This is a genomic window from Bacillus methanolicus MGA3, assembly GCF_000724485.1.
Taxonomy (GTDB): Bacteria; Bacillota; Bacilli; order Bacillales; family Cytobacillaceae; genus Bacillus_Z; species Bacillus_Z methanolicus_A.
The window spans coordinates 985,540-1,010,809 of record NZ_CP007739.1 but is presented as its reverse complement, the minus strand read 5'-3'; the positions used below and the strand labels follow the sequence as shown (position 1 = coordinate 1,010,809).

At 38.0% G+C, this 25,270-nt stretch carries 22 protein-coding genes, 2 pseudogenes and 2 riboswitches; of the genes and pseudogenes, 8 read left to right on the top strand and 16 right to left on the bottom strand.

Features of this window, described 5'->3' with window-relative positions:
- Positions 1-140 precede the first annotated feature (140 nt).
- The 3 genes from ptsP to BMMGA3_RS04975 form a co-directional block, all read right to left on the bottom strand.
- Entirely contained in the window at positions 141-1,859 is a 1,719-nt protein-coding gene (gene ptsP, locus BMMGA3_RS04985; RefSeq protein ID WP_003348713.1) for a phosphoenolpyruvate--protein phosphotransferase, read from the bottom strand.
- Positions 1,859-2,125 (bottom strand): phosphocarrier protein HPr, encoded by a 267-nt coding sequence (locus BMMGA3_RS04980; RefSeq protein WP_003348712.1) that lies wholly within the window; start codon positions 2,123-2,125, stop codon positions 1,859-1,861. The genes ptsP and BMMGA3_RS04980 overlap by 1 nt, the downstream gene beginning before the upstream one ends.
- Before the next feature lie 477 nt (positions 2,126-2,602).
- Entirely contained in the window at positions 2,603-2,800 is a 198-nt protein-coding gene (locus tag BMMGA3_RS04975; protein ID WP_003348711.1) for a hypothetical protein, read from the bottom strand.
- A 226-nt stretch (positions 2,801-3,026) separates the two neighbouring features.
- On the opposite strand from BMMGA3_RS04975, the gene BMMGA3_RS04970 reads away from it, so the two are divergent.
- Positions 3,027-3,215, top strand: a complete 189-nt coding sequence (locus BMMGA3_RS04970; protein WP_003348709.1) for a YkvS family protein — start codon at positions 3,027-3,029, stop codon at positions 3,213-3,215.
- Between the two features lie 124 nt (positions 3,216-3,339).
- On the opposite strand, the gene BMMGA3_RS18075 is transcribed toward BMMGA3_RS04970, so the two are convergent.
- A complete protein-coding gene (locus BMMGA3_RS18075) occupies positions 3,340-3,450 on the bottom strand; it encodes a DUF6254 family protein (protein ID WP_003348706.1) in 111 nt (36 codons plus the stop codon).
- Between the two features lie 143 nt (positions 3,451-3,593).
- On the opposite strand from BMMGA3_RS18075, the gene BMMGA3_RS04965 reads away from it, so the two are divergent.
- Together BMMGA3_RS04965 and BMMGA3_RS04960 are read left to right on the top strand one after the other, a co-directional pair.
- Positions 3,594-4,205, top strand: coding sequence for a CPBP family intramembrane glutamic endopeptidase (locus BMMGA3_RS04965; protein ID WP_003348705.1), 612 nt, complete (start codon positions 3,594-3,596; stop codon positions 4,203-4,205).
- 200 nt (positions 4,206-4,405) lie between these two features.
- The gene (locus BMMGA3_RS04960) at positions 4,406-5,089 is read left to right on the top strand and encodes a hypothetical protein (protein WP_003348704.1); all 684 of its coding nucleotides are present in this window, start codon (positions 4,406-4,408) and stop codon (positions 5,087-5,089) included.
- A gap of 19 nt (positions 5,090-5,108) precedes the next feature.
- Here BMMGA3_RS04960 and BMMGA3_RS04955 read toward each other — a convergent pair whose 3' ends face one another.
- Positions 5,109-6,149 (bottom strand): YkvI family membrane protein, encoded by a 1,041-nt coding sequence (locus tag BMMGA3_RS04955; RefSeq protein WP_038502082.1) that lies wholly within the window; start codon positions 6,147-6,149, stop codon positions 5,109-5,111.
- A gap of 287 nt (positions 6,150-6,436) precedes the next feature.
- On the opposite strand from BMMGA3_RS04955, the gene BMMGA3_RS04950 reads away from it, so the two are divergent.
- The gene (locus BMMGA3_RS04950) at positions 6,437-8,599 is read left to right on the top strand and encodes an ATP-dependent Clp protease ATP-binding subunit (RefSeq protein WP_003348701.1); all 2,163 of its coding nucleotides are present in this window, start codon (positions 6,437-6,439) and stop codon (positions 8,597-8,599) included.
- Between the two features lie 65 nt (positions 8,600-8,664).
- Here the strand turns inward: BMMGA3_RS04950 and ltrA are convergent.
- From ltrA to BMMGA3_RS04935, 4 genes and pseudogenes are all read right to left on the bottom strand, one after another.
- Positions 8,665-9,924 (bottom strand): annotated as a pseudogene (gene ltrA, locus BMMGA3_RS04945) (group II intron reverse transcriptase/maturase).
- Positions 9,866-10,051 carry a hypothetical protein gene (locus BMMGA3_RS17135; RefSeq protein ID WP_003347276.1) on the bottom strand — a complete coding sequence of 62 codons (186 nt, stop codon included), beginning with the start codon at positions 10,049-10,051 and terminating at the stop codon, positions 9,866-9,868. Before BMMGA3_RS17135 ends, ltrA begins: the two are co-directional and overlap by 59 nt.
- Positions 10,052-10,511: 460 nt before the next feature.
- On the bottom strand, positions 10,512-12,206 hold the full coding sequence (locus BMMGA3_RS04940; protein WP_038502080.1) for a M3 family oligoendopeptidase: 1,695 nt from the start codon (positions 12,204-12,206) through the stop codon (positions 10,512-10,514).
- Positions 12,207-12,336: 130 nt separating this feature from the next.
- Positions 12,337-12,777: a MarR family winged helix-turn-helix transcriptional regulator gene (locus BMMGA3_RS04935; protein ID WP_003348697.1), complete on the bottom strand. Its 441-nt coding sequence runs from the start codon at positions 12,775-12,777 to the stop codon at positions 12,337-12,339.
- 194 nt (positions 12,778-12,971) lie between these two features.
- Here BMMGA3_RS04935 and BMMGA3_RS04930 point away from each other — a divergent pair, with 194 nt between their 5' ends.
- A complete protein-coding gene (locus tag BMMGA3_RS04930; RefSeq protein WP_003348695.1) occupies positions 12,972-14,546 on the top strand; it encodes an ATP-binding protein in 1,575 nt (524 codons plus the stop codon).
- Positions 14,546-15,778, top strand: coding sequence for an MFS transporter (locus BMMGA3_RS04925; RefSeq protein WP_003348693.1), 1,233 nt, complete (start codon positions 14,546-14,548; stop codon positions 15,776-15,778). Before BMMGA3_RS04930 ends, BMMGA3_RS04925 begins: the two co-directional genes overlap by 1 nt.
- An 82-nt stretch (positions 15,779-15,860) precedes the next feature.
- Here BMMGA3_RS04925 and BMMGA3_RS04920 read toward each other — a convergent pair whose 3' ends face one another.
- The 7 genes and pseudogenes from BMMGA3_RS04920 to BMMGA3_RS04890 form a co-directional block, all read right to left on the bottom strand.
- Complete coding sequence (locus tag BMMGA3_RS04920) at positions 15,861-16,115, bottom strand: aspartyl-phosphate phosphatase Spo0E family protein (RefSeq protein WP_003348691.1); 255 nt, start codon at positions 16,113-16,115, stop codon at positions 15,861-15,863.
- 352 nt (positions 16,116-16,467) lie between these two features.
- Positions 16,468-18,029 (bottom strand): annotated as a pseudogene (locus BMMGA3_RS04915) (IS1182 family transposase).
- Positions 18,030-18,188: 159 nt separating this feature from the next.
- Complete coding sequence (locus tag BMMGA3_RS04910; RefSeq protein ID WP_004433774.1) at positions 18,189-18,710, bottom strand: 1,2-dihydroxy-3-keto-5-methylthiopentene dioxygenase; 522 nt, start codon at positions 18,708-18,710, stop codon at positions 18,189-18,191.
- Positions 18,711-18,732: 22 nt separating this feature from the next.
- Positions 18,733-19,368 (bottom strand): methylthioribulose 1-phosphate dehydratase, encoded by a 636-nt coding sequence (locus BMMGA3_RS04905; protein WP_004433772.1) that lies wholly within the window; start codon positions 19,366-19,368, stop codon positions 18,733-18,735.
- Positions 19,365-20,027: a 2-hydroxy-3-keto-5-methylthiopentenyl-1-phosphate phosphatase gene (locus tag BMMGA3_RS04900; RefSeq protein ID WP_004433770.1), complete on the bottom strand. Its 663-nt coding sequence runs from the start codon at positions 20,025-20,027 to the stop codon at positions 19,365-19,367. The genes BMMGA3_RS04905 and BMMGA3_RS04900 overlap by 4 nt, the downstream gene beginning before the upstream one ends.
- Positions 20,027-21,250 carry a 2,3-diketo-5-methylthiopentyl-1-phosphate enolase gene (gene mtnW / locus BMMGA3_RS04895; protein ID WP_004433768.1) on the bottom strand — a complete coding sequence of 408 codons (1,224 nt, stop codon included), beginning with the start codon at positions 21,248-21,250 and terminating at the stop codon, positions 20,027-20,029. Before mtnW ends, BMMGA3_RS04900 begins: the two co-directional genes overlap by 1 nt.
- A 176-nt stretch (positions 21,251-21,426) precedes the next feature.
- Positions 21,427-21,530, bottom strand: a riboswitch (SAM riboswitch).
- 86 nt (positions 21,531-21,616) lie between these two features.
- Positions 21,617-22,789, bottom strand: coding sequence for a pyridoxal phosphate-dependent aminotransferase (locus BMMGA3_RS04890; protein ID WP_004433766.1), 1,173 nt, complete (start codon positions 22,787-22,789; stop codon positions 21,617-21,619).
- 119 nt (positions 22,790-22,908) lie between these two features.
- On the opposite strand from BMMGA3_RS04890, the gene BMMGA3_RS04885 reads away from it, so the two are divergent.
- Positions 22,909-23,691: a carbon-nitrogen family hydrolase gene (locus BMMGA3_RS04885; protein ID WP_004433764.1), complete on the top strand. Its 783-nt coding sequence runs from the start codon at positions 22,909-22,911 to the stop codon at positions 23,689-23,691.
- Positions 23,692-23,771: 80 nt separating this feature from the next.
- A riboswitch (SAM riboswitch) is annotated at positions 23,772-23,922 on the top strand.
- A gap of 92 nt (positions 23,923-24,014) precedes the next feature.
- The gene (mtnK, locus tag BMMGA3_RS04880) at positions 24,015-25,202 is read left to right on the top strand and encodes an S-methyl-5-thioribose kinase (RefSeq protein ID WP_004433763.1); all 1,188 of its coding nucleotides are present in this window, start codon (positions 24,015-24,017) and stop codon (positions 25,200-25,202) included.
- Positions 25,203-25,270 lie beyond the last annotated feature (68 nt).

Sequence of the window (25,270 nt, the reverse complement as noted above, 5' to 3'; positions counted from 1 at the left end):
AAATACCAAAAAAAAATAGACCGGCAAAGCCGGTCAAAAAAGAGGGGAAATGAGAATGTACTGCTTACTTCAGTATTACCAAAGTGCTTATTTTCTTTTTACCCCATTTATCGATGAATAAACAATTGAGTTCACATTTTCTATTCAATTTTCGTTACAGACGTAACTGCTTGTACCACTTCTTCTGTTGTTTTCATTTGCAAAACTTTTTCAGCAAGCTTTTCCATGTCGCTCTTTGATAGATGGCGAATTTGTGAGCGTGCTTTTAAGATGGAAGTAGCGCTCATTGAAAATTCATCTAAACCAAGACCAAGCAGAATTGGAATAGCAATTTCATCTCCTGCCATTTCACCGCACATTCCGACCCACTTACCCTCTTTATGTGCAGCATCAATCACCATTTTTACAAGGCGTAAAATAGCCGGGTGATATGGTTGATACAAATAGGAAACACGCTCATTCATACGGTCCGCTGCCATAGTATATTGTATTAAATCGTTTGTTCCAATACTAAAGAAGTCCACTTCTTTTGCAAACTGATCAGCTAGGATTGCAGTGGAAGGAATTTCAACCATGATTCCGATTTCAATATTGTCCGAAACAACTGTTCCATTTAAAACAAGCTTTTCTTTCTCTTCTTCAAAAATAGCTTTTGCTTCACGGAATTCATCGAGCGTAGCAATCATCGGAAACATAATTTTCAGGTTTCCATATTTGCTGGCTTTTAATAAAGCCCTGAGCTGTGTTCGGAACATGTCTTGCTCTTCAAGACAGAGACGAATCGCCCTGAATCCAAGAAAGGGATTCAATTCTTTTGGAAGATTTAAATATGGAAGTTCTTTGTCTCCGCCGATATCAAGCGTTCGAACGACCACCGGTTTTCCTTTCATTCCTTCAAGAACCGCTTTATATGCCTCAAATTGCTCTTCTTCAGTCGGCAGCTGGTCGCGTCCCATGTAAAGAAATTCTGTCCGATAAAGTCCAATACCTTCCCCGCCGTTACAAATAACACCTTCTAAATCATCTGGCGTTCCAATGTTGGCAGCAAGTTCAACGTGATGACCGTCTGCTGAAAATGATTTCTCATTCACCAGCTTAGCCCATTCAGCTTTTTGCGCTTCAAAATCAGCCAGTTCTTTTTTATATTTTTCGATTAATTCTGGTGACGGGTTTATATGGACTTCTCCTTTTAATCCATCAACAATGATTAAGTCACCGTTCTTAATTTCTTTCGTGACAGTTTTTGTTCCGACAACTGCAGGAATTTCCATCGAACGCGCCATGATCGCTGAGTGAGAAGTTCTTCCTCCAATGTCAGTTGTAAAACCTTTTACATATTTACGGTTCAATTGAGCTGTATCTGACGGAGTTAAATCTTCCGCAACAATGATAACTTCCTCGTTAATCATGCTTGGATTTGCAATTTGCACATCGAGCAAGTGAGAAAGTACACGCTTTGTTACATCGCGAATGTCTGCAGCACGTTCCTTCATATATTCATTGTCCATTTGCTCAAACATGGCTATGAACATGTCAGTTGTTTCCTTAAGTGCATACTCTGCATTCACGTTTTCTGTTTTAATTTTATTTTCAATTTGGGTAATTAGTTCAGGATCACTTAAGACTAACAGATGTGCCTCAAAAATTGCCGCTTTATCATCTCCAAGCTCTGTCTTTGCACGGTCGCGAATTTTTTCAAGCTCTGTCTTTGCTTTCGATAAAGCAGACTGAAAACGATCAATTTCCTTGGCTGAATCATCTATCTGCTTCTTTTCAAAAGATAAATCAGGCTCTACTAACCTATAAGCTTGTGCAATTGCAATTCCGCTTGAAGCAGCGATTCCTTTCAAAAAATCCATTACTCAGCCAAACCTTCTTTATTCAAAGTTTCTTCTAAGCTTCTCATTGCTTCTTCTTCATCGCTGCCTTCAGCAATAATTTTGATGTCTGCACCCTTTCCTACACCAAGCGACATAACACCCATAATTGATTTTAAGTTCACTTTTTTCTCTTTGTATTCAAGGGTAATTTCTGAATCAAACTTGCTTGCAGCTTGTACAAGTAAAGTAGCAGGACGAGCATGAATACCTGTGTCAGCGATAACTTTAAATTGTTTTTCGACCATTACAAAATCATACTCCTTTACTGAATAGAATCATTGTTAGTTAAATAAAAACTGCAAGATGGTTGCCTCATTAACTTAAACAATACAATCATTTAAGTCAACCTGCCGACTAAACATTCGCTCATTTCTTTCAATGCTATTTTATTTTCTCCAGCGATCTTTTTATCATGTATGATGCAGGTATTTTGATTATGTTCTTTAAGTCATCAGACAACTAACATCCCAAAAAAAGAATAGCATTTCCTGACCATACAGACAACGGGAAATACCTAATATTCCAATGTTTTTTTAAAACTATATTTGGTTAAGCGCTTTCTTTTTCCAATTTTTTGTTTTTGTTTACATGCTACAGCAAATTAGGCTGACTTAAAGAGTCAGCCCCCATTCTATAATTTAAAATTATGACATTTGATTTTAACAATCAGATGCCATTTCTTTCATGAGTAAATAAGATTTAGAAACATATATTCTCTAGAATTAACTTCTTGGGGTTTCAAGATATCGATAAATCACATCCCCTCCTCGCTGCGCGATCCCTCTAAAATGTTTAAAATCTGGCCGTTTAACAAGAACACTGCGAAATGAAAGAAATTTATCTTTAGAAACATAGTACTCAGAAATTTCGCCGTTTTTTAGCTTATCAAGTACTTCGTTAATCATTTTTTCTTCATTCATTTCCGGATCCCCCTATTTTCTTGATGCAAAATATCTAAACATTATCTTAATCGAATACAAGCTTGATGAATTCACAGGAATGTAATTTCAAATTAGCCATTTTTGTGATAAGCTATCTGTATTTACAGTTTAATGATCATTGTAAATACATTTTCTTTTCAAACAAGTTTTGCTTGTGAAACTGTTTGTATTAAAGATGTAAATTGAAAAAAAGGAGAGAGGCTGGTTGAAAAAAGCTGAAGTGGGAAATGTGATTGAATTTAAAAATGGCTTACAAGGCATCGTAGAAAAGGTCAATGAAAATTCTGTAATTGTTGACTTAACATATATGGAAAATTACCGGGATCTTGAACTAGAACAAAGGACAGTGGTTAATCATAAAAATTATAAAATAATAAGAGAAAAAACCCAATAAGAAATTTAGGAGTAGTATAAAGGAAGCATTTGCTGCTTTTTCATATATTAACATTTAAGTTAGTTATTAAAAATACAAAATGTATGCTCCCTAAGACGAAATCTCAGGGAGCCTTAATTTTTCATTATTTTTTGTTTTGTTCTACTTCTTGAAATGATTTTACTTTGCCGTGTGGATTTTGCTCCTGTTTTCGTATTGTCCATGCCCGCTCTTTTTCTTTTTTAGACTTAGTCAAAATAATTCCCTCCTTTCTTTTTTAGTTTTTCCAAGGGACGTCATGTTATTTTCAGGAATCGAAATAAAATCTTTTCCTTACAATTGTTTATGCTTTTTTGTTACAATAAGGTTTGTTGTCCAAGAATGAAAGGAGAAGAACAGATGAAAAAGTGCGTCTCCGATTTAACACTAATAATCGGAATTGTCCTCGCACATCTTCTGCTTTTTTTTACTTTTGAAGATAAGTCCGTGTTTTGGTATATGTATACTGCGTCCATGCTCTTACACATAAGCTACACAATTGTGAAAGAAGATGTCGATGATCAAACATCTTTTAAAAGCTACCTGTTTTACGGTATTTGTTCCGGGATTATCCTGTTTGGTGTTTTTTGGGCAGGAAACGACTTAATCAATATTCTTCATTTGCCATTCAACAATGACATCAACAAGCTTTACAATCGCTTTTCACCATCTGAAATATGGCATTATATCGTATTAATTTTAGTTATTATTCCCGGTGAAGAAATATTTTGGCGGGGTTTTGTTCAAAAAAGAATTTCGAGGCATCTAAATCATACTTTAAGTATTTTAATTGCTGCTTTATTAAATGCGAGCGTCAATATATATTCCGAATTTATGATTTTGCCGTTTGCTGCATTCGTAAGCGGAATTTTTTGGGGCTGGCTCTACAAATGGAAAAAAAGCATCCCTCTTGTCATTGTGTCTCATTTAATATTTGATCTTTTCTTATTTGTTTTACTGCCTCTAAGATAAAGAGCAGCTCGAAATGGCTGCTCTTTTTACTATAAGACAAATTACCCGGTTCATAATCCGGTTGTTTGTTTGATTTTTCCATGCTATCGTTTATATAGCAATACCACTTTTTTCGATATAACATCTTGTAACGATTTACTATAAAAAACGTCAATTAAGGAAGAACAGTTCATAATATACACAGGGAGGATAAATGTTGAATGAAACTGTACAAAAATATCTTTTTTGCTCTTGCCATCATAACTCTCGCTCTTTCTGGCTGCGGTTCTGCCACAAGCTCAAAAGACAGTGCAAATGGTGACAGCAACCTGCATCAACCAGCAGCAGAAAAAAAGAATCAAAACAAAGATAGTAATTCTCCAAATAAGGATGAAGATACGAATAAAGAAGCCACTGATGACGGGGTTGTCCGTATATTGGAACAAAACATTCAGTACAAAGTTAACGGAGAGACAAAAAAAGAAACGGCTTTTCTAAAATATAACGATACCAAAGATTACTCAATGTACGTACTTCCTGAATATAAACTGACTGCAGAAGAGCCTTCTAAAGATGTGCTATATTTGACTGATAACCCAGAAATTTTTATGCGAATAGAGCTTATCCCGAAAGATACTAATTGGGATGCGATCACTAATACAACAAAAGCACAATTGCAAGCTGTAAGTAATGACATTAAAACTCTTCAAGCACCTAAAGATTCAATGTTTAAAAACAGCATCGTCATGGAAGCGTCCAAAAATGGCGAAACAGTAACAGCCTATTTAATCAATAATCCTGACTTACCACTAAAACTTACGATGTATACAAAAGAGGATGCAGATCATCGCGATGCATTTCTGCAAATGGCAAAAACAATCATGAAAGAAAAGAAAAGCAAGTAGGGGCTGACAAAGCCCCTTTTCACATTTCTTCAAGAGGTTTTATCCATAATAAAATGATAAAAAACAGACTGATATAGCCGAAAATTGGATATAAATAGGAAAGCAATGTACCGTAATCTACAAAACTTATAAGAAAAACAATTACAAAAATCCCTGAAACTATTATGATGGATGGAGCTTTTACATATTTCTTTAATTGCCTTTCCAATCCAAAAATATTTCCAATAATCGATGTAAAGATTTCGCCATAAATAATAAAAACATATATCCAATAAAATCCTGAGGCCAAATTTTTCATCGTGACTGCCATAGGAATTTCATAACTTCTAAAATCAGGCAGCATAATTAATGTCGTATGGCTCGACAGCAGGATGAAAGTTAATGCCAGCCCCCCTAAAATTCCCCCCCACTTGATTGTCCGAACATCCTTTATTTCCTTTGCAACTGGCACTAAGACTGCCTGTGCGAGCGAAAGATTAAACGCAGTATATGAAAACGGGGCAACAACTGATTTCCACCCATCTTCAGCAAAAGGAATCGATAAAAGCTGATCCTGAAAGTGAGGCAATTGAACAGAAATGAACATTAAGTAAAAACTAAAAGTGACCATCATCGGAACGACGAAAATATTAACAGCAAATAGCCCTTTAATTCCTACAATCATTACAAAAATCGATAAAACAATGGTCACAATAATTCCTGAGATCCTCGATATTCCCAGCTGCTCATCAAATACTGCCCCGGCCCCTGACAGCATAACAGCGGAAACGCCAAAAAGCATAACAAGCATTAATATATTTATAAGAGTTCCGAAATGGCGGCCAAATAAATAAAGATTAAAATCTTGATAAGAATCAGCCCCTATCACAGCTGCAATTCTCATTAATTTTGAGCCCAAAAAAATAAAAATATAGCCGCCAATTAATATGCCAATCATCCCAATAAATCCAAAACGCGAAAAAAATTCGACTATTTCTTTTCCGGTTGCAAATCCAGCTCCCACAACGGTTCCAACATAAACAGCAGCAATTTGCAGAGCTTGAGACCAGTTTGTCCTCACTTATGTCTCCCCTCCCTAGTCCATATATATGAATAAGTGGACAAAGAAAGACGAGCTTTTTCAATGTGATGGAATAAATACTATAAGCAAAATACTTGAAAGTCAGAAAAGGTCAAAGTATACTTGTATTACAAATAGTCAAATATAGTCAAAGTCAAAAATAGGAGTATAGCTTCTATCAAATTTGAACAAGGTTTCAAAAACAAAATACTTGAACGTCAAAAAAGGTCAAAGTATAATAAAGATAAATAAAGTCAAATATAGTCAAAGTCAAAGGAGGAATCCAAATGCTTTGCCAAAAATGTCATAACAATCAAGCTGTGATTGAATTGAACATAAATATTAATGGCAACAAACAGCATTATCATCTTTGCGACGAGTGTTACCGTAAAGAAAGATCAAAATTAGGCGCTGCTTTTGGTCCTTCGATGTTCGGTTTTTCAGGCTTTAATCCATCTTCTTTTGAGGACTTATTTAAACAATTTTCAGCCTTTCCAGCTAATGAAATGAGTGGAATGAGTGAAATAAACGGAGCTCAAGTCCAGCAAGGCCACAGGGGCGGCGGTTTTATCGACCAATTTGGCCGTAACTTAACTCAACTGGCCAAAGCCGGACTTATAGATCCAGTAATTGGTCGTGAGGAGGAAGTAGACCGAGTTATTGAAATATTGAATCGCCGAAATAAAAACAATCCGGTTTTAATCGGTGAACCGGGTGTCGGAAAAACAGCTGTAGTTGAAGGCCTTGCATTAAGAATTGCAGAAGGAAAAGTGCCAGCCAAACTTCTTAACAAAGAAGTGTATTTGCTTGATGTCGCATCACTTGTTGCCAATACAGGAATTCGCGGTCAATTCGAAGAGAGAATGAAACGGCTGATTTCCGAATTGCAAGCACGAAAAAATATTATTTTATTTATTGATGAAATCCATCTATTGGTTGGGGCCGGTTCTGCAGAAGGTTCTATGGACGCAGGAAATATTTTAAAACCAGCTCTAGCCCGCGGCGAATTGCAGGTAGTCGGAGCAACAACATTGAAAGAGTACCGCCAAATTGAAAAGGATCCTGCGTTAGAACGCCGATTCCAGCCAGTGCAAGTACTCGAACCATCACTTGAAAAAACTTATGAAATCCTGAAGGGCATTCAGTCAAAATATGAGGATTATCATGAAGTGAAATACACCGATGAAGCAATTAGGGCGTGTGTGAATTTGTCACATCGTTATATCCAAGACCGCTTCCTTCCAGACAAAGCCATTGATTTAATGGACGAAGCCGGTTCAAAGATGAATTTATTATCAGGAAATGCAGATAGAGAACAAATCGAGAAACGCCTAAGTGAAATTTCGAAAGAAAAAGAAGTGGCTATAAGAGAAGAAAACTTCGAAAAAGCTGCTGCTCTTCGCGATGAAGAAGCAAAGCTAGAAAAATTGTTAAATGATCAACATGGAACAAACCGCCCAGAAATTACCGTACAACACATTCAAGAAATTATCGAAAAGAAAACCGGAATTCCTGTCGGAAAACTCCAGGAAGATGAACAAGAAAAGATGAAAAATCTTGAAACAAACCTTGCAGCTAAAGTGATCGGCCAAGAGGAAGCTGTAAGGAAAGTTGCGAAAGCAATCCGCCGCAGCCGTGCAGGTCTCAAGTCAAAAAACCGTCCGATCGGATCCTTCTTGTTTGTTGGCCCGACTGGAGTCGGTAAAACAGAATTGACAAAAGCCTTGGCTGAAGAACTGTTTGGCACAAAAGATGCCATGATTCGCCTTGATATGAGCGAATATATGGAAAAGCACAGTGTATCTAAAATCATCGGCTCTCCGCCTGGATATGTAGGCCATGAAGAAGCTGGACAACTGACAGAAAAAGTGCGCCGCAATCCATACAGCATTATTTTGCTCGATGAAATTGAAAAAGCCCATCCGGATGTTCAACACATGTTTCTGCAAATTCTTGAGGACGGTCGTTTAACAGACAGCCAAGGCAGGACAGTCAGCTTTAAAGATACAGTCATAATTATGACAAGTAATGCCGGCGTTGGTCATAAAACCATTAAAGTGGGATTTGATAAAAGTGATGCTATAAAAGAAACAAGTATCCTGGATTCACTTGGCAGCTTCTTTAAGCCTGAATTCTTAAACCGCTTTGACAGCATTATTGAGTTTAAATCTCTTGAAAAAGAGGATCTTTTAAAAATTGTAGACTTAATGCTCAATGAATTAAATGAAACATTGGAAGAACAAGGCCTCAAACTTGAAATATCACTTGAAGTGAAAGAAAAGCTTGTAGAACTCGGATATGTTCCAGAATTCGGTGCACGCCCGCTTCGCCGTGTCATTCAAGAACAATTAGAAGACAAAATTGCTGATTTTGTATTGGATCAGCCTGATGTCAAAGAATTGAAAGCAGTGCTACAAAATGGCGAGATTGTCGTATCAGCAATCGAGTAGGAGGGGGTGACTAACCCCCGACCTCTCACACCACCGTACGTACCGTTCGGTATACGGCGGTTCAATTAAGTATGACGTAGAAAATGATATCTCTCGAATAGACTTCTTAACCCTTGTTGACTCCAGTAGGAGTTATCGAGGGTTTTGTGTAGAATGGGACTGCAGGCAATCCGCCAGTATTTCTTGCGTGTATTGCCCCACTCGATTGCTTTATGACTTGGAACACCTAATGCTCTAAGTTTCCGAATTCTTGTTTTAGGCGTTTTCCACTCTTTCCATAAACACATTCGAAGTCTTCGTCTTATCCATTCATCAAATTCTTTGAACTTGCTTGGTGTATCTGCCAAGGCAAAATATCCACACCATCCCATTAGGTACATGTTCAGTTTCTCAATTCTTTCCTCCATTCGATACGGTTTGGATCTGGATGTGATTTCACGGATCTTGTTCTTGAATCGTTTCACACTTTCTTTCGCCATCCGTATCTTGGGTGTTTTGTTTGGTGTAAAGCTAAAACCGAGAAACTTCCGTTTCCAAGGACGGTCTACCGCCGATTTCTCTTTATTTACCTTGAGCTTTAATTCCTTCTCGATAAAGTTAGTAATGGAGTTCATGACACGAATTCCTGCTTTCTTTGTTTTCACGTAGATATTACAGTCATCCGCGTACCGTACAAATTTATGTCCACGTTTCTCAAGTTCCTTGTCCAACTCGTGAAGCATGATGTTTGATAATAGTGGACTAAGCGGTCCACCTTGTGGCGTTCCCATGTCTGTTTCCATTACCACTCCATTTATCATCACGCCTGATTGAAGATACCGGCGGATTAACTTAAGTAAAATCCGATCTTCGATCGTTTTCGCCAAGATCCCCATCAGTTTGTCGTGGTTCACCTTGTCAAAGAATTTCTCTAAGTCTATATCGACCACCCAGCGATATCCTTCTTTGATATAGCCCTTTGCTTTCCTGACCGCCTCATGTCATCTGCGGCTTGGGCGAAAGCCGTAGCTATGTTCAGAGAAGGTCGGATCGAAGATTCTCGTTAACACTTGGGCGATCGCTTGTTGAATGAAACGATCAGTCACGGTGGGGATACCTAGAAGTCTTACTCCGCCGTTCGGTTTCGGGATTTCAACTCGACGAACGGGTAAGGGTTTGTAGGTTCCCTCTCTTAACGACTGTCGAATGGAGTCCCAGTTTTCATAGAGGTGTCTCCGTAGGTCTTTTGCGGGCATGCCATCTACTCCGTGACTTCCTTTATTCTGTTCAACTCGTTTTAATGCCGTTAGGAGATTTTCCCGTGACAAAATCAGTTCCATCAACATAGATATCCTCTCCACGTGAACGAATCCCTCTATTTGTGCCATCTTCTGCTCCACCCTCTTGAAGTCCCCCGTGGGATTCACCACTTCCTCCTTCAAGTAAGTCCTGCCGGATTGTCTGCTTCAACACAGAAGATGAACGCGTAGTGTTTCGTTCTCCTTAATTGTTCGGTCCTTCCTCTTTCGTCTCGAGCTCGAAAGAGTACTATGACCTCTGCTGACTTCTGACTGCTCAGCTATCTATCGCTAGATAGGTTACCAAGATTACTTGGCGTGCCAGTCAGATCTCCCCGGGTAAGAGTGTAATCTTTCCTTCCATCTATCTGCTTCATTTACTCTGTATCACCTTCGGCAGAAAGGGCTTTGTTTTGTTTTGCAAACTCACCCAGTGATACCTAGCCTTATATGAAGTTCGTATTCCTCAGACCGGAAGTTTGCCGTCCGCTTCCTTCAGATTCCGCGTTACCACGGACACCCTTGCGTTATGCTAACTGCTACTTCTGCCTTCACAGCTCGGGACTTGCACCCTATAGATTACACCCATGCCGGGCGCACAAATAATAAAAAAATCCCGGGCAACCGGGATTTTTTTATAAATATTTATCGTAAATGGAATTAAGCCAATTTTCGATTTCGCCAACGACGGATTGAACACAGCCATCCTCAAATGGTGAAATTAAGTTGGCTCTTTTTACGAGTTCAATAAAAGGAAGGCTTCCTCCCAGTTTACAAAGATTTACATAATCGTGCCAAGCTTCTTCCCGATTTTCCCTAGACCGTTTCCAGAACTGGAATGCACAAATTTGTGCAAGTGTGTAATCAATATAATAAAATGGAGAATTGTAAATATGACCTTGACGCTGCCAAAATCCTCCGTTTTCAAGATACTCATTTCCATCATAATCTTTATGCGGCAAATATTTCTTTTCGATTTCTCTCCAAGCCTGCTTTCTTTCTTTTGGAGTCGCTTCTGGATTTTCATAAACCCAGTGCTGAAATTCGTCAACTGATACCCCGTAAGGAAGGAATAATAATGCTGAACTTAAATGAGCAAACTTATATTTTTCTGTATCTTCTTTAAAAAATAACTCCATCCATGGCCAAGTGAAAAATTCCATGCTCATTGAATGAATTTCCGCAGCTTCGTACGTTGGCCAATAATATTCAGGAATATCAAAGTGTCTGCTTGAATAAACTTGGAAGGCATGACCGGCTTCATGTGTTAATACATTTATATCCCCTGAAGTTCCATTAAAGTTTGAAAAAATAAACGGAGATTTATAATCTTCAATAAATGTACAATAGCCTCCGCCCGCTTTTCCTTTTTTTGCAACAAGATCCATTAAGCCGTTTTCTCGCATATAGCGAAAAAACTCTCCTGTTTCTTTTGAAAGTTCATCATACATCTTTTGACCATTTTCGATGATCCATTCAGGGCTTCCTTTAGGTGTAGGATTTCCGGTCTTAAAGTTAAACCCTTCATCATAATACTTTAGCTTTTCTACTCCAATTCTCTCACGCTGGCGTTCTTTTAGTTTTGTGGCAATTGGAACGATAAACTCTTCAACCTGCTTCCGGAAATTGGCAACCATTTCAGCATTATAATCCGTACGGTACATACGGTAATAGCCGAGTTCTACAAAGTTTTTATACCCGAGTTTTTTGGCAATTTCTGTCCGAACTTTTACAAGATCATCATAGATTCGATCCAACGTTTCCTCATTTTCAGCTAAAAAACCAAACTTGGCTTCACTCGCTTTTTTTCTCATCTTGCGGTCCGTTGATTCCGTAAACGGCTCCAATTGTGCAAGAGTCCGTTCCTCGCCTTCGAAAAAGATTTTGGCAGATGCTAGTAATTTCGTATATTCGGTTGACAGTTTATTCTCTTTTTGCAAAAGAGGAACAATTTCTGGAGAGAAAGTTTTAAGTTGCGCCTCTGCCAATGCAAATAACTGACTTCCCAATTTTTTTTCGAGTTCTTTGCGGAACGGAGATTGAACAAGGGCCTCATAGTATTTCGTTACAAGCCCTTCAACTACAGGTTGAATCTCATCCATGTAATCCTGTTCATTTTTATAAAATTCATCGTTCGTATTAATGGAGTGCCTAATATAGCAAAGGTTAAACATCGTGCTAATATGATTGCGAATTTTATTAATCTCGTTCATTGCTTCTAATTGCTGTTCAACTGATGAAGAGGATTGAAACTTTTCAATTGCAGATTGAAACGATTTCTTTGCTTTTTCAACATCAGGCCGGGTATATATATATTCTTCAAATCTCATTATTTCCTCCCTAAGAAAAAAATTGAAAAAACAAAATAAACAATTCGTCAAGCACTAGCAATTTTCTTTTATTCTTTTAAAATCGGTCATTACCTAAATTCAAATAAAAAAAGTCCAAAATTGGACCGCGCTAATATTTGCGTACGGATAATCCGAGCTTTTTTAACAAATGAATGGCCGTTTCTTTTTCTTCTTCTGTAAGATGGCTCATTAATTGATGGATATTTTGTTCATGTTCCGGAAAAATACTTTCAATAAACGATTTTCCTTTTTCAGTGATTTGAGCATATGTCACTCTTCGATCATCCGGACAGGCGGCGCGAACCAATAGCTCTTTCTGCTCTAATTTGTCAACAACATATGTGATACTCCCGCTTGCCAGCAAAATCTTATTACCAATTTGCTGCAACGGCTGTTTCCCTTTATGATAAAGTAATTCAAGAACGGCAAATTCAGTCGGATTCAATCCATTTGCTTGAATAAATTTACTAACTTGTTCATCAATCGCTTTATAAGCCCTAGAAAGAACAATAAATAATTTTAAGGATTGACTAACACTTTCTGAACTCATTTGAAATCTTCCTTTTTTCATATTCGTATCAATTAATTATAAAGAAACTGAGAATTTTTGTCAATTACGTCATCTGATTGAGTTCTATAATTTAAGTTTAGTCTATTTTTTATCCAAATTGTATGTGTAAACTCTGCTGCTGCAAAATTATGTTATAATAAAGGATGTTTGGAATTTGTATTTGAGGTTATCTTATGGGCAAACTCAAGAACAGTTTTTTCATTTACCTTATTATTGTTATTATTCCTGCACTTGCAGGTTCATTTTATCACATTCATCATCTTCTGGAGGAAGATTTCCAACAAAGAAAAAATCACTCAAAATGGGTCGCCTCCATTCATCAAAAGAGCTGGGACCAATTAATAACTGAAACAGTTACAAGTCTTGAAATTATTTCAATTCTGTTAGAAAATTCTCGGCAATATCCAGAAAATCTTGCAGCCCTTCTTCAGAAAACACAACAAAGAGATCCTCGTTATGGAGGTCTTTATTTGCTTGATCGAACTGGAAAAGTCATCTCAGGGTCAAACGACTTTTTATCCGATGCGGATTTATCTGAGCATGACTACATCAATACCGCTATCGTAACAAAAGATACGATCATTTCTGATCATCCTGAAATTCTCGGCAATGGACAAAAAGTAATAGGATTAGCAATGCCCGTCATGTCTGATAAAAGAGACATTCGTTCAATATTGGTCGCCTATCTCCGCATCGATTATATCCAAAATATTATGAAGGAGCTTACACCGGATACAAAGCTTTACATAGTAAACTCCAATGATAAATCGATAATAAATATTAATGTGACCGATACTTCGACACTGAAAACTAAGCAATGGGTAGTCGTACCGCTCGAGCTTTTGCCATGGAGTATTAAAGTAGAAATTAAGGATTTTCAACTATCTGATTTATTGCCTAAGATGGTCGAATTTTTGATTCGTATTCTTATTTTGTTCCATATTTTATTTTTGCTGATTAAATATGTTTTATTAAAAAGGCGGGTAACAAAGGAAAAAGCGCAAATTGAAGCTCAAAAGCTGGAACTTGTCGGAACTTTGGCTGCTAGCACTGCCCATGAAATCAGAAATCCGCTTACAGGAATAAAAGGACTAATTCAGCTATTGAGTGAAAAATACAAAGACGAAGAAGACCAGTATTTTTTTTCAGTTATTAATAAAGAGATCAAACGGATCAATGAAATCGTCAGTGAATTTCTTATTCTTGGAAAGCCAGCTGCACAAATATTAGAAGTTTTAGATTTGCGAAATATATTTATTGAGCTTAATCCGCTTATTTTATCAGAAGCAAATCTATATAACGTCAAATATTATTGTTTGCTTCCTCCAGAGCCTGTACTAGTAAAATGTACAAATGACCAAATAAAACAGGTTGTACTAAATTTAACAAAAAATGCATTTGAATCGATGCCGGACGGCGGAATCCTAAAAGTTGAATTAAAAAAAGACAATCGATCATGCATAATCGAAGTAACGGATACAGGGACAGGAATTGCAGAGGAAGAGCTCTCAAAGATTTTTGACCCTTTTTATACCTCAAAAGATACTGGAACCGGGTTGGGACTCGTCATATGCAAACGAATTGTTGAATCCTTTGGTGGAACAATTCAGATCATAAGCAATAAACAACAAGGTACTAAAGCGGTCATTTCCTTGCCGCTTGATATTTCAATAGAAAACAAGATTAGCAGGGCACGGCCTACGGTAAAAAAACCGGGTATGATGCTTGGCCGAAAGGAGACAAAATAATGAGCCAATTAACTGCAGCGGCAAGTCCGATTTCAAAGGGGCAAGGTACTACTTCTTTTAAAATATTATTGATTATCGGCTTATGCCATTTGCTGAACGATTCGTTACAGGCCGTCGTACCAGCAATGTTCCCCGTACTTGGAAAATCGATGAGGCTTTCCTATACACAATTAGGTTTCATTGCATTTTCATTAAATATGGTATCTTCCATTATGCAGCCTGTAGTAGGTATGTATACAGATAAAAAACCAAAGCCTTATGCCTTGCCAATAGGATTAACCTTTACATTGTTTGGAATTCTCGGACTTGCTCTTGCCCCAAGATTTGAGATTATTGTTATTTCTGTTTTGCTTATAGGGCTCGGGTCAGCTGTTTTTCATCCTGAAGGATCAAGAGTTGCCTATATGGCAGCCGGGCCACGTCGTGGTTTAGCCCAGTCCATCTATCAGGTTGGCGGGAATTCAGGACAGGCACTCGCACCGCTTATTACAGCAGTGGTCCTTGTCCCACTCGGACAAATTGGAGCTGCTTGGTTTACCCTTGTTGCCGCTGTTGCGGTAGGGTTATTGATTTATATAGCAAACTGGTACTCTTTTAAATTAAAGTTTGAAAAAACCATTTCATCTAAAAAGAAGCCATCTTCTTCAATTGATGGAAGAAAAAGCAGAAGATCTGTCTGGTTTGCTCTTACTTTGATCTTATTTTTGATTTTTGCCCGGTCATGGTACATTGCAAGCATGACTAATTTTTATGCTTTTTATGCAATACACAAATATTCAATCTCGATTAAGATGTCACAGCTGTTTTTATTTGCCTTTCTTATTGCCGGAGCTGCAGGAACATTTTTAGGAGGCCCGCTTTCAGACAGATACGGAAAGAAAACGATTATTCTTCTATCCATGATTGCGGCGGCTCCGCTCTCGATACTAATTCCGCATGTTCCGCCAGTAGCAGCTTTTATATTGCTGACAATAAGCGGTTTTATTTTGATGTCCAGTTTTTCAGTTACAGTCGTATATGCTCAAGAGCTTGTACCCGGAAAAATTGGCACAATGTCGGGATTAACAGTTGGGCTCGCATTTGGAATGGGAGCCCTTGGATCAATTGGGATCGGGTATTTGGCAGACATCATTGGACTTACGAAAACCATAATCCTTATGGGCTATTTGCCTTTGCTAGGCATACTTACTATTTTCCTGCCTTCTGATAAAAGTTTGGCAGAATCGAACTAAATGATTTTGAAAACCAGGATGCACATGCACCTGGTTTTTATTTTAAGAATGATTTATTTTTACTAAATCAATTATTAAATACTTAAGAGCAAATTTTATTTTGTGCATTGACAACTGCATTTGGCAATGCTTTTAGTATTTGTTTTCTGGAGGTCTTTACTTTTTTACCGTATGGTCTACTTTGAAATGTCCTTTGATATTCATTAAGAAGCATGTCCAATTCCTGGCTGCAGCGAATCGTTCTCTCGTTTGTAAGACCATGTTTTTGGGCGCAGTCTATCATTTTTTTCCTTTTATGCTGAATTTCATTCATCATCATTTGTTGTTTAGTACGCAACCTCTGTTACCCCCAATCTTTTCCATTTACTTCATTCGCTTTGAGTGTAAAAAAGATTACTTGAAGCATTATTACAAGAATTTCTATAAATGTAAATAGATTCGCAAAATTAGACATTATTCTTCTAAAAAAATTTTTTTCGACTAAAAGTTTAAAAAAATGCTTTTCTATTCGACAGTTTTTATAAGGATGATGAAAGAGATTTTTGTACGTTTTGTTGGAGAAATTAAAAAAGGGGCTGACTCAAAACATCGCTTTTAAGCGATGTATGAGTCAGCTTTTTTGTATAACCTTGGTATTTATTGTTAATTTTATGGTATTTTTTCAGGTTAATTTCATTTGATTGAGGGGTTTACCTTATTTCCCCTTGTTGAAGTGTCCTTATTTTTTGCCACTTTTTAAAATTGTGTGCAACGCAAACTAGACCCCATTCCACAGTCGTTTTGGAGAGGCCTCGTAAATGAAAACGTCGAAAGTCTAGATTCTGTTTGATTTGACTGTACACACTTTCCACATCAATCCTTCGACGTCGATATTTTTCTTTTCCATCGTCAGAATGTAATAATCGTTCTTTTACTTCTTTTCTTTGAATCTGATTCTTTAATGAAATGGTGATGGTGCGATACGTTTTTCCTTTTGCACAAGTACTTTGGAATGGACAACCTTGACACTGATCGCATCGATATCGACGTTTGATTGATAGGTACCCGTGGTCTGATTCCTTCTTTGTTTCATATTGAAAAGTGAAACGTTGTCCATTCGCACAAATGAATTCATCGAATTCCTCATCATATTCCATGTTTTCGACTCGTTCGATCCGTTTTTTCCATGTTCTCTTTTGCTCTTGGTCAAACGTATTGTAAGGAATGTATGCTTTCTTTCCTTGTTCTTCTAAGTATGTATAGTTCTCCTCGCTCCCGTATCCAGAATCGGCAATAATATTTTGAGGGAGGGAAATGTATAGGTTTACATGTTCCAGAAACAACGTGTGTCTCCTGCTCGTTGATGAAGAGAATACCCAATGATAAATTGACCTTCCGTTCCCATTTGTACATTATATCCTGGTTTCAATTGCCCATTTTTCATGTGATCTTCTTTCATTCGCATGAAGGTCGCATCATGATCGGTTTTTGAAAAACTGTTTCGTTCTTGGGCAATTTTTCGTTGTTGTTCATATTTTTGCTTCCGTGGGAGAAGGTCTTCACTCAATTGTTTCTTTGCTTTCTTTAGCGTTTTATTAGACGGATCTTTTTTTAAATGCTCATCTACTTTCTTCATGGTTTCTTGAATCTCTTTAGAGGTAACGGGCTTTTGTTCTAATTGCTCGTCTAAATCCAATGACTCTTGTTGGAGTTCTCCCTCGAGAACCCGTTCAATGTCAAAGGCGATTTTTCGATATTTCTCATTCAGTTTCTCATCATATTTCTTGACAGCCTTTATCCACACAAACGAATATCGATTGGCATTGGCTTCGATTTTGGTTCCATCCAAATAGTAATCTTCGAGTCGAACAAGTCCCTTTTGACGTAGGAGTTCGACTACTGAGAAGAAGACTTCATAGATAATGGGTTTCATACGTTCGGATCGAAATCGATTGATGGTGCGGAAATCCGGTTGTTGGTTCCCGCTTAGCCACATGAAGTAAATGTTTTCTTTCAACTGTTTGGCAATTTTTCGACCAGAATAAATTTTTTCGGCATACGCATGCACTAAAATCTTCAACATCATTTTCGGGTGATAACTGCTGCGGCCACCGCCTTTGTAATGAGGGAGAAAAATAGAATCGTCCAGCTGTTCAACCGCTTCATGCACAACACGTGCGAGATGATGTTCAGGGATGAGGATTTCTAAATCTAGTGGTAGAATAAGTTGGTCCATGTTATAATAAATAAAGGAAATATGATCATGTTTCATAAGAGAATCGCTCCTTTGGTGGTTGTTGTTTGGTCACTTCAATTTTACCAAATGGAGCGATTCTCTTTTATATTTTTTAAAATAAGAGGGGCGACCTCTTAAAGGAAATTTTTAGTTCCTTTTGGGTCAGCCGCTTTTCGGAACTTATTACTGTTCGACTTATTCTTTTTCGTAAATTGGAACCCAGCCTTCTGTTGTAACAAAAATTCTTACTGCAACCACTTTTCGGTCATCTGAAAGCGTGAAATAGTGGCGGGTATTTTCAGGTACTGAAATTAAATCTCCTGGATTTAAATGTACTTCAAAGAAGTTTCCGTCTTTTCCTTGAATAATAAAAACGCCATGACCGCTGACAATAAAGCGGACTTCATCATCTGTATGATGGTGTTCTTTTTGAAAGTTTTCGAGAAGCTGTTCCAAATTAGGAGTATGCTCTGCCAAGGAAATAACATCCTGAGCTTTATATCCTCTTCGAGCAGAAATATCTTCGATTTCGGTTTTAAAAACATCGAGAATTTGTTCTTTTTCTTCTTCTGTTAATATATATTTTTCCTTCAGATTGGATGGAAGCTTCGAAATATCCCATTGCTCATAAATTACTTCTTGACTTTCCAAAAATGCAGATACTTCCTCTTGATTTTCAATTTTTTCTCCACTGTTTTGCAAAACTATGTACGCCATTTTTCATTCTCCCTTCAATATTTTAAATAACTTTAATCTGTTGGTATGACTTATATTCTAGAAGCCTTAATTGATAGCGGAATAAAAATTCCGACGCTTCAAGAATTTTTTTTGCTTCGAATGCAGTTCTCCCCCAGACAGTGATTCCGTGATTTCGAATTAATACTGCGCCTGTATCCTCTTTCACGTGCTTAGAAAATGTTTTTGCCAATGTTGGAATATGAGCATGATTATGAATAATCGGAAAACAAAGTACAGCATTTTCCTCCCATTTATCAAACGCTTTAATTAGTTCCTGCCCTTGAAATGTCACTTCACCTTTGTCGCCGTAAATTTCAGAAATGACATTATTATCAATTGTATGCACATGCAAACTGCATCCAGCATTCGTCTTTTTGTAAATTTCTACATGTAGCAAGGTTTCAGCTGAAGGCTTTAAGTGAGTATTTTCCACTGGCAGGCCGTTTTCATCAACAAGAAGAAAATCCTCCTCCGTCCTTTTTCGCTTGTCTTTGCCGCTTGCTGTTACAAGAAATTGCAAAGGACTGTCACTTACTTTAATCGCGAGATTTCCGCTTGTCCCCATGAACCAGTCTCTTTCCGCCAATTCTTCTTTGACATCAGCGAGCTCTTTCCATCTCTCCGCCAACAAGCTCATACTTTCACCTCTATCATCTTCTGAATAGATTTGATACAATCAAAAAATGTTTCAAATGACTCAAAGGCAATCCCTAGTTCCTTGCATTTATCCTTTAAAAAATCCCTAGCCAGTACGAAATCAGCCTGTTTCGCTGCTTCCAAGTCGGTAATTGAGTCGCCAATAACAATTTTATAAAAACCCTTTCCTTCCAGTTTTCTCATAACAGATGGTTTACAGCAACCGCAACCATTTGAACAATAATCATCACAGCTGTGTGGCCATAATATCTTAATGTTTTCCCCGCTGAAATCAGCTCCATTGCAATATAAACCAGCAAAAGGACTAAATTTTTCTAGGATTGGCTCAACAAAAAAATCAATTCCGCCGCTAACAATAAATAGTGGTATATCATGTTCATTAAGAAAATCAATCAACTCTTGAAATCCGGGCCGGATCGATGCGTTCTGCACAGCAAAATGGACAATTTCATCTTTTAATCCGCTTCGGAGCAGAGAAAACATTCTCCCTACTCCCTCCTGGATCGAAATTTCCTGAGCCAAAATTTGGTCCTTCACCTTGATCCACTCAAGCGGAGCAAATTTTTGCATGATGGAAAGGATATTATCTTTTTCCGTAATCGTTCCATCAAAATCACAAAATACGGCAAACTTTTTCATTATACATTCACCTCAAAAGAACCCCATAAATCAATTGCTTTTCTAAGTTCTTCAGAGGTCTCCGCACTTTCAGAAAGTAATTTGCCGGAAAGAACAGCATCGATTGCCTGCCTGAACGCAAGTCCTCCTCCCATTGCGCCATCCGGATGCCCGTGAACGCCGCCGCCTGCATTGATAATGCTGTCAATTCCAAAATCCTGTATAAGCAAAGGCACTAAGCCTGGATGAATGCCTGCTGATGGAACTGGAAAACACGGCTTATAATCATCTCCTTCTCTTAAGGCTACAGCCACTGCAAGTGCCTTATCTCTCTCAAGTGCAACCGTCCCATACGGAGAAGGAAATAATGAGAAATCAGCACCCGCATAGCGTGTTAGCTTGCCAAGAAGAAGCGAATGTGACAAACCGTAGTAAGGTGAAGAGGTTATCGCACCGCTAAATGCCGGGTGAGCCATAATCGGGAGGGAGATGTCATCATCTTCCCGAAGCTCTTGAAGAATGTCCAAGCCATAGGAAAACACATTGAACAACAATATATCCGCACCCAATTCTGCAGCTTTTCTAGCCTGGTCGCGAAGCTTTGACGAACGACCGGTTAAATTAACTGCATACAATGTCCGGTGGCCTGTTGTTTCAAAAACCTCACGGAGAACCTTTTTCCCTTCGGTAATTCTTTTTTCAAATGGCGTCAATTCATTTTTAAATAATATTTCGTCATCTTTTACAATATCGACTCCGCCCTTTGCCTGTTCCTTCAACTGGGAAAGCAAATAATCAAGATCCCGGCCAATCAAGCCTTTGAAAATACTCATGACTAGCGGCCTTCCGTAAACATTTAATTTTTCACGGATGCCGGGAATACCAAAACGAGGTCCCGGAAAAGCTTTTTTGAGCTCACTGCTAAACTGTAAATCTAGCAGTTTTATTTTTCCATCCATTGATAATTTTCCAAAAACTGTTGTTAATATAGCAGGAATGTCAAAAGAAAAATTCACTGTCGGATAGGCAATTTTAATCAAAGCTTCCCTTTCTTTTTGAGCGCTTTCAGGCGCCAGTCCTTCAACTGAAACAACTCTCCCCTTATGTTTTTTGAGCTGATTTTTTTCTAGTTCAGGCAAATTGGTCCAGGAACCGACTGTTAGTCCAAGGGCAATTTCCTCCGCTTTTTTCTCAGGGTTATTTTTGGAGTCAAACACTAAGTACGTTGCAATGATTTCACTCAACTTGAATCTTCCTTTCATGGAAACTGGTCGATCAACCGAAAAATGTTTACTCTCGTTCGGCAGGCATTGATAACCTTAAGACTTTCTATAAATTCGAAAACTGGCTGATTACATTCGTTCGTACGCAATAAAAAAACCTCTTCGACAAGAAGAGGTTAGCGCTGCAAACTAAGATCTTCTCATCTTTCAGCTTTTGCTGCAAGAATTAGCACCGTGCTTATAAAATAAGTCGGTTGCCGGGCTTCATTGGGCTCGTCCCTCCGCCTGCTCTTGATAAGAAAACGAAATTTTTTCATATTCAATTTTTTGAAGTGTTAGATTAATTTGGATTATCGCAAGAAAATTTTCATTTGTCAATCCATCATTTTAAAAAATTTTTAGAGCTTCAATTCTTTCTACTGCTTCTTTAAGCCTGTCTTCAGAAGTCAGTAATCCTGCTCTGACATAGCCTTCGCCATGCCTTCCAAAGCCAATACCTGGCGCGACAACGATGTGTGCTTTATTAAGGAGATAATCAGAAAATTGTTCTGATGTGAAGCGCTTAGGCACTTTCAGCCAGGCAAAAAATGATCCTTTTGGAGCTGTTACATTCCAGCCGATTGACCTTAATCCGCTAATCAAAACATTTCTTCTTGATTCGTACATACTGATTAGTTTATCCACACATTCCTGGGATTCTATCAATGCAGCAGCTGCGGCCTCCTGAATGGCTCCAAATAAGCTGACATACAAATGATCCTGTAAAAGATTAATGGCAGAAATTACACTTTCGTTTCCAACTGCAAACCCAACCCGCCATCCAGCCATATTATACGTTTTCGAGAGTGTATAAATTTCAATCCCTACATCTTTTGCGCCTTTAAATTGTAAAAAGCTGAGCGGTTTATGTCCGTCAAAACCGATAGCTCCATATGCAAAGTCATGGACAACACAAATATCATTTTCCTCGGCAAACTTGACAGTCTGTTCAAAAAATTCTTTCGTCGCCGTAGCTCCGGTCGGGTTATTCGGATAATTCAAAAACATTAATTTTGCTTTTTTAATATCTTCTTCCGACAAATCTGCAAAGTTAGGAAGAAAATTGTTTTCTTCACGAAGAGGCATCGTGATCATCTCAGCACGTGCCAATGCAATCCCTGACCAATAATCCGGATATCCCGGATCAGGAACAAAAGCGGCATCTCCCGGGTTTAACAAACATTGCGGTATTTCCACCAGCCCAGCTTTACCGCCGAACAATATGGCCACCTCTTTTTCAGGATCCAGTTCCACTCCGTACTCTCGATTATAAAATAAAGCAGCAGCCTCTTTTAAATATTGGAATCCTTGAAAAGGTGAATATTTATGGTTCACAGGATTTTCAGCAGCAAGCTTCAGTCTTTTCACAATATGTTCAGGAGTCGGCTGGTCAGGGTTTCCCTGGCCGAGATTAATGACATCATAGCCTTGCTCGATATATTGGTTTGCTCTTTTTACTAGCGAAGCAAAAAATTGTTTCGGCAGGCTTTTTAATAAATCAGATTGGGGAAATTGTTTCATCGTTACACCTACAATCGGAAAATATTTTCATTTTATAAAATTGTTGAAATTCTAGTCAAAAATAATATAACGTAAATGATAGCTTGTAAAGAATAAAATTTTTAAACAGGGTGAAGATCATGAAATTAACCGTAGCATGTATTCAGATGGATCTAGCCTTTGGCGATCCGAATAAAAATTATCAATCTGCCGAAAGTCTAATAAGAGAAGCTGCAGCTAAGAATCCAGATATTATACTTCTACCTGAATTATGGACTACCGGATATGATTTGACGCGAATCAATGAAATAGCCGATGAAAATGCAAATGAAACAACCATTTTTCTGCAAAATGCAGCAAGAGAGCACGGGATTCATTTTGTTGGAGGTTCGGTTGCCAACAAAACCACTGAAGGAGTCTTTAACACTATTTTGATTATCGACAAAAATGGTAAAAAAGTACACGAATACAGTAAGCTCCACTTATTCAAGCTGATGGATGAACATCTTTTTTTGTCCCGCGGAAAATCAAAAGGATTATTTCAGCTAGAAAACAGAAAATTTGCAGGGGTGATTTGCTACGATATTCGTTTCCCAGAATGGATTCGAACTCATACAGCTGAAGGTGCAGAAGCATTGTTTGTTGTGGCGGAGTGGCCTCATTCCCGACTTTCTCATTGGCGCAGCCTCTTAATTGCACGCGCAATCGAAAATCAATGTTTTGTCATTGCCTGCAACCGCTCCGGACGAGACCCAAATAATACATTCGCCGGCCATTCCATGGTTATTGACCCATGGGGGGAAATCATAGCAGAAGCCGGGGAGAAGGAAGAAATTCTTGTTGCCGAAATTGATTTGAGCGAGACTAATAAGGTTCGGAAAATGATTCCGATTTTCGAAGACCGGATGCCTGATTTTTATTAAGAAATAAAAAAATATTGACATAGCAATTTTCATATTGTTATTATTTTTATCAAATGAATTTTCAAAAAACAATAAATGTTCTCTTATCAAGAGCAGGCTGAGGGACTTGGCCCAATGAAGCCCAGCAACCGACCGTAATACCATTGCAAAATGGGGCGCAATTGCGCCGGGGTTTTCCCGTATGGCACGGTGCTAATTCCAACAGAAAGGAATCTTTCTGGCAGATAAGAGGTGAGAAGTACATATATCTTCAAGCCTCTTTCAATATGAGAAAGAGGCTTTTCTTATTGTCGAGCCTCTTGAATCAAGGAGGAATATTTAGTATGGCCTTATTGCAACAACAAAACTATGAAACCTTGAATGAAGTTTCAGCAGCAAAATTAGCAAAAAAATTACATTTATTTCATGAAGATGCTGAGTTAACCTCATCAGAAATTGGCGATGGAAATTTAAATCTTGTTTTTCGGGTGAAAGATCAGCTAAGCGGTAAAAGTGTCATTATCAAACAAGCTCTACCCTATGCAAAAGTCGTTGGCGAGTCTTGGCCGCTTACATTAAAACGGGCAAAAATAGAAGCAGACGCGTTAAAGCTTTTTAGAGAACTAGCTCCCGAGTTTGTACCTGAAGTTTATTTCAGTGATGAAACATTTGCAATCACAGTGATGGAAGATCTCTCCCATCTTTCGATTGCGCGGACAGGTCTCATTCAAGGAGAAGAATATCCCTTGATTTCAAAACATCTTGGTAAATATTTAGCGAAAACATTATTCTTAACATCCGATTTTGGATTAGAACCAAGCGATAAGAAAGAGTTGGTCCAAAAATTCATTAACCCAGAACTTTGCAAAATAACTGAAGACCTTGTATTTACTGATCCATTCTTTGATTCAGAGACAAACTCATTTGAGGAAGAATTGATAGACGAAGTGAAAAAGTTATGGTCTGACGAAAAAGTGAAACTTGAAACAGCGCTATTAAAGCAAAGTTTCTTAACTGAGGCAGAAAGCTTGCTTCACGGAGATTTGCATACTGGAAGTATTTTTGCAAGTAAAACTGAAACAAAAGTAATCGACCCGGAATTTGCTTTTTACGGGCCAGCCGGCTTTGACCTCGGCCAAGTGATTGCCAATCTTCTTTTCCAAGCTATTGCGAACGAAGGCAAACAGGAAGGAATCTTTTCACATATTCGAACTTTTTGGAAAACATTTACTGATGAATATAGCAGTTTATGGACAAATTCGAATAAGGAGCCTTTTTCTAAAACAGATGGCTACCTGGAGAAGGTACTCAAAAAATATTTCAAAGACATGATCGGGTTTGCCGGTTGCGAACTTATTCGCCGTACGATTGGCCTAGCCCATGTTGCAGATTTAGATGGGATAGACGATCAGAGCAAACGGATTCATGCAAAAATAAAAACTTTAAATCTTGGAAAAAAACTAATAGTATCAAGAGAACGAATCAGAAACATTGATGAGCTTATTTCCAATATAAAAGATAATTTAAAATAAATAAAATATCAAATTAACTGACTCATAAGGGTCAGACCCATTCCAACATAAACAATACATTCGTGTTT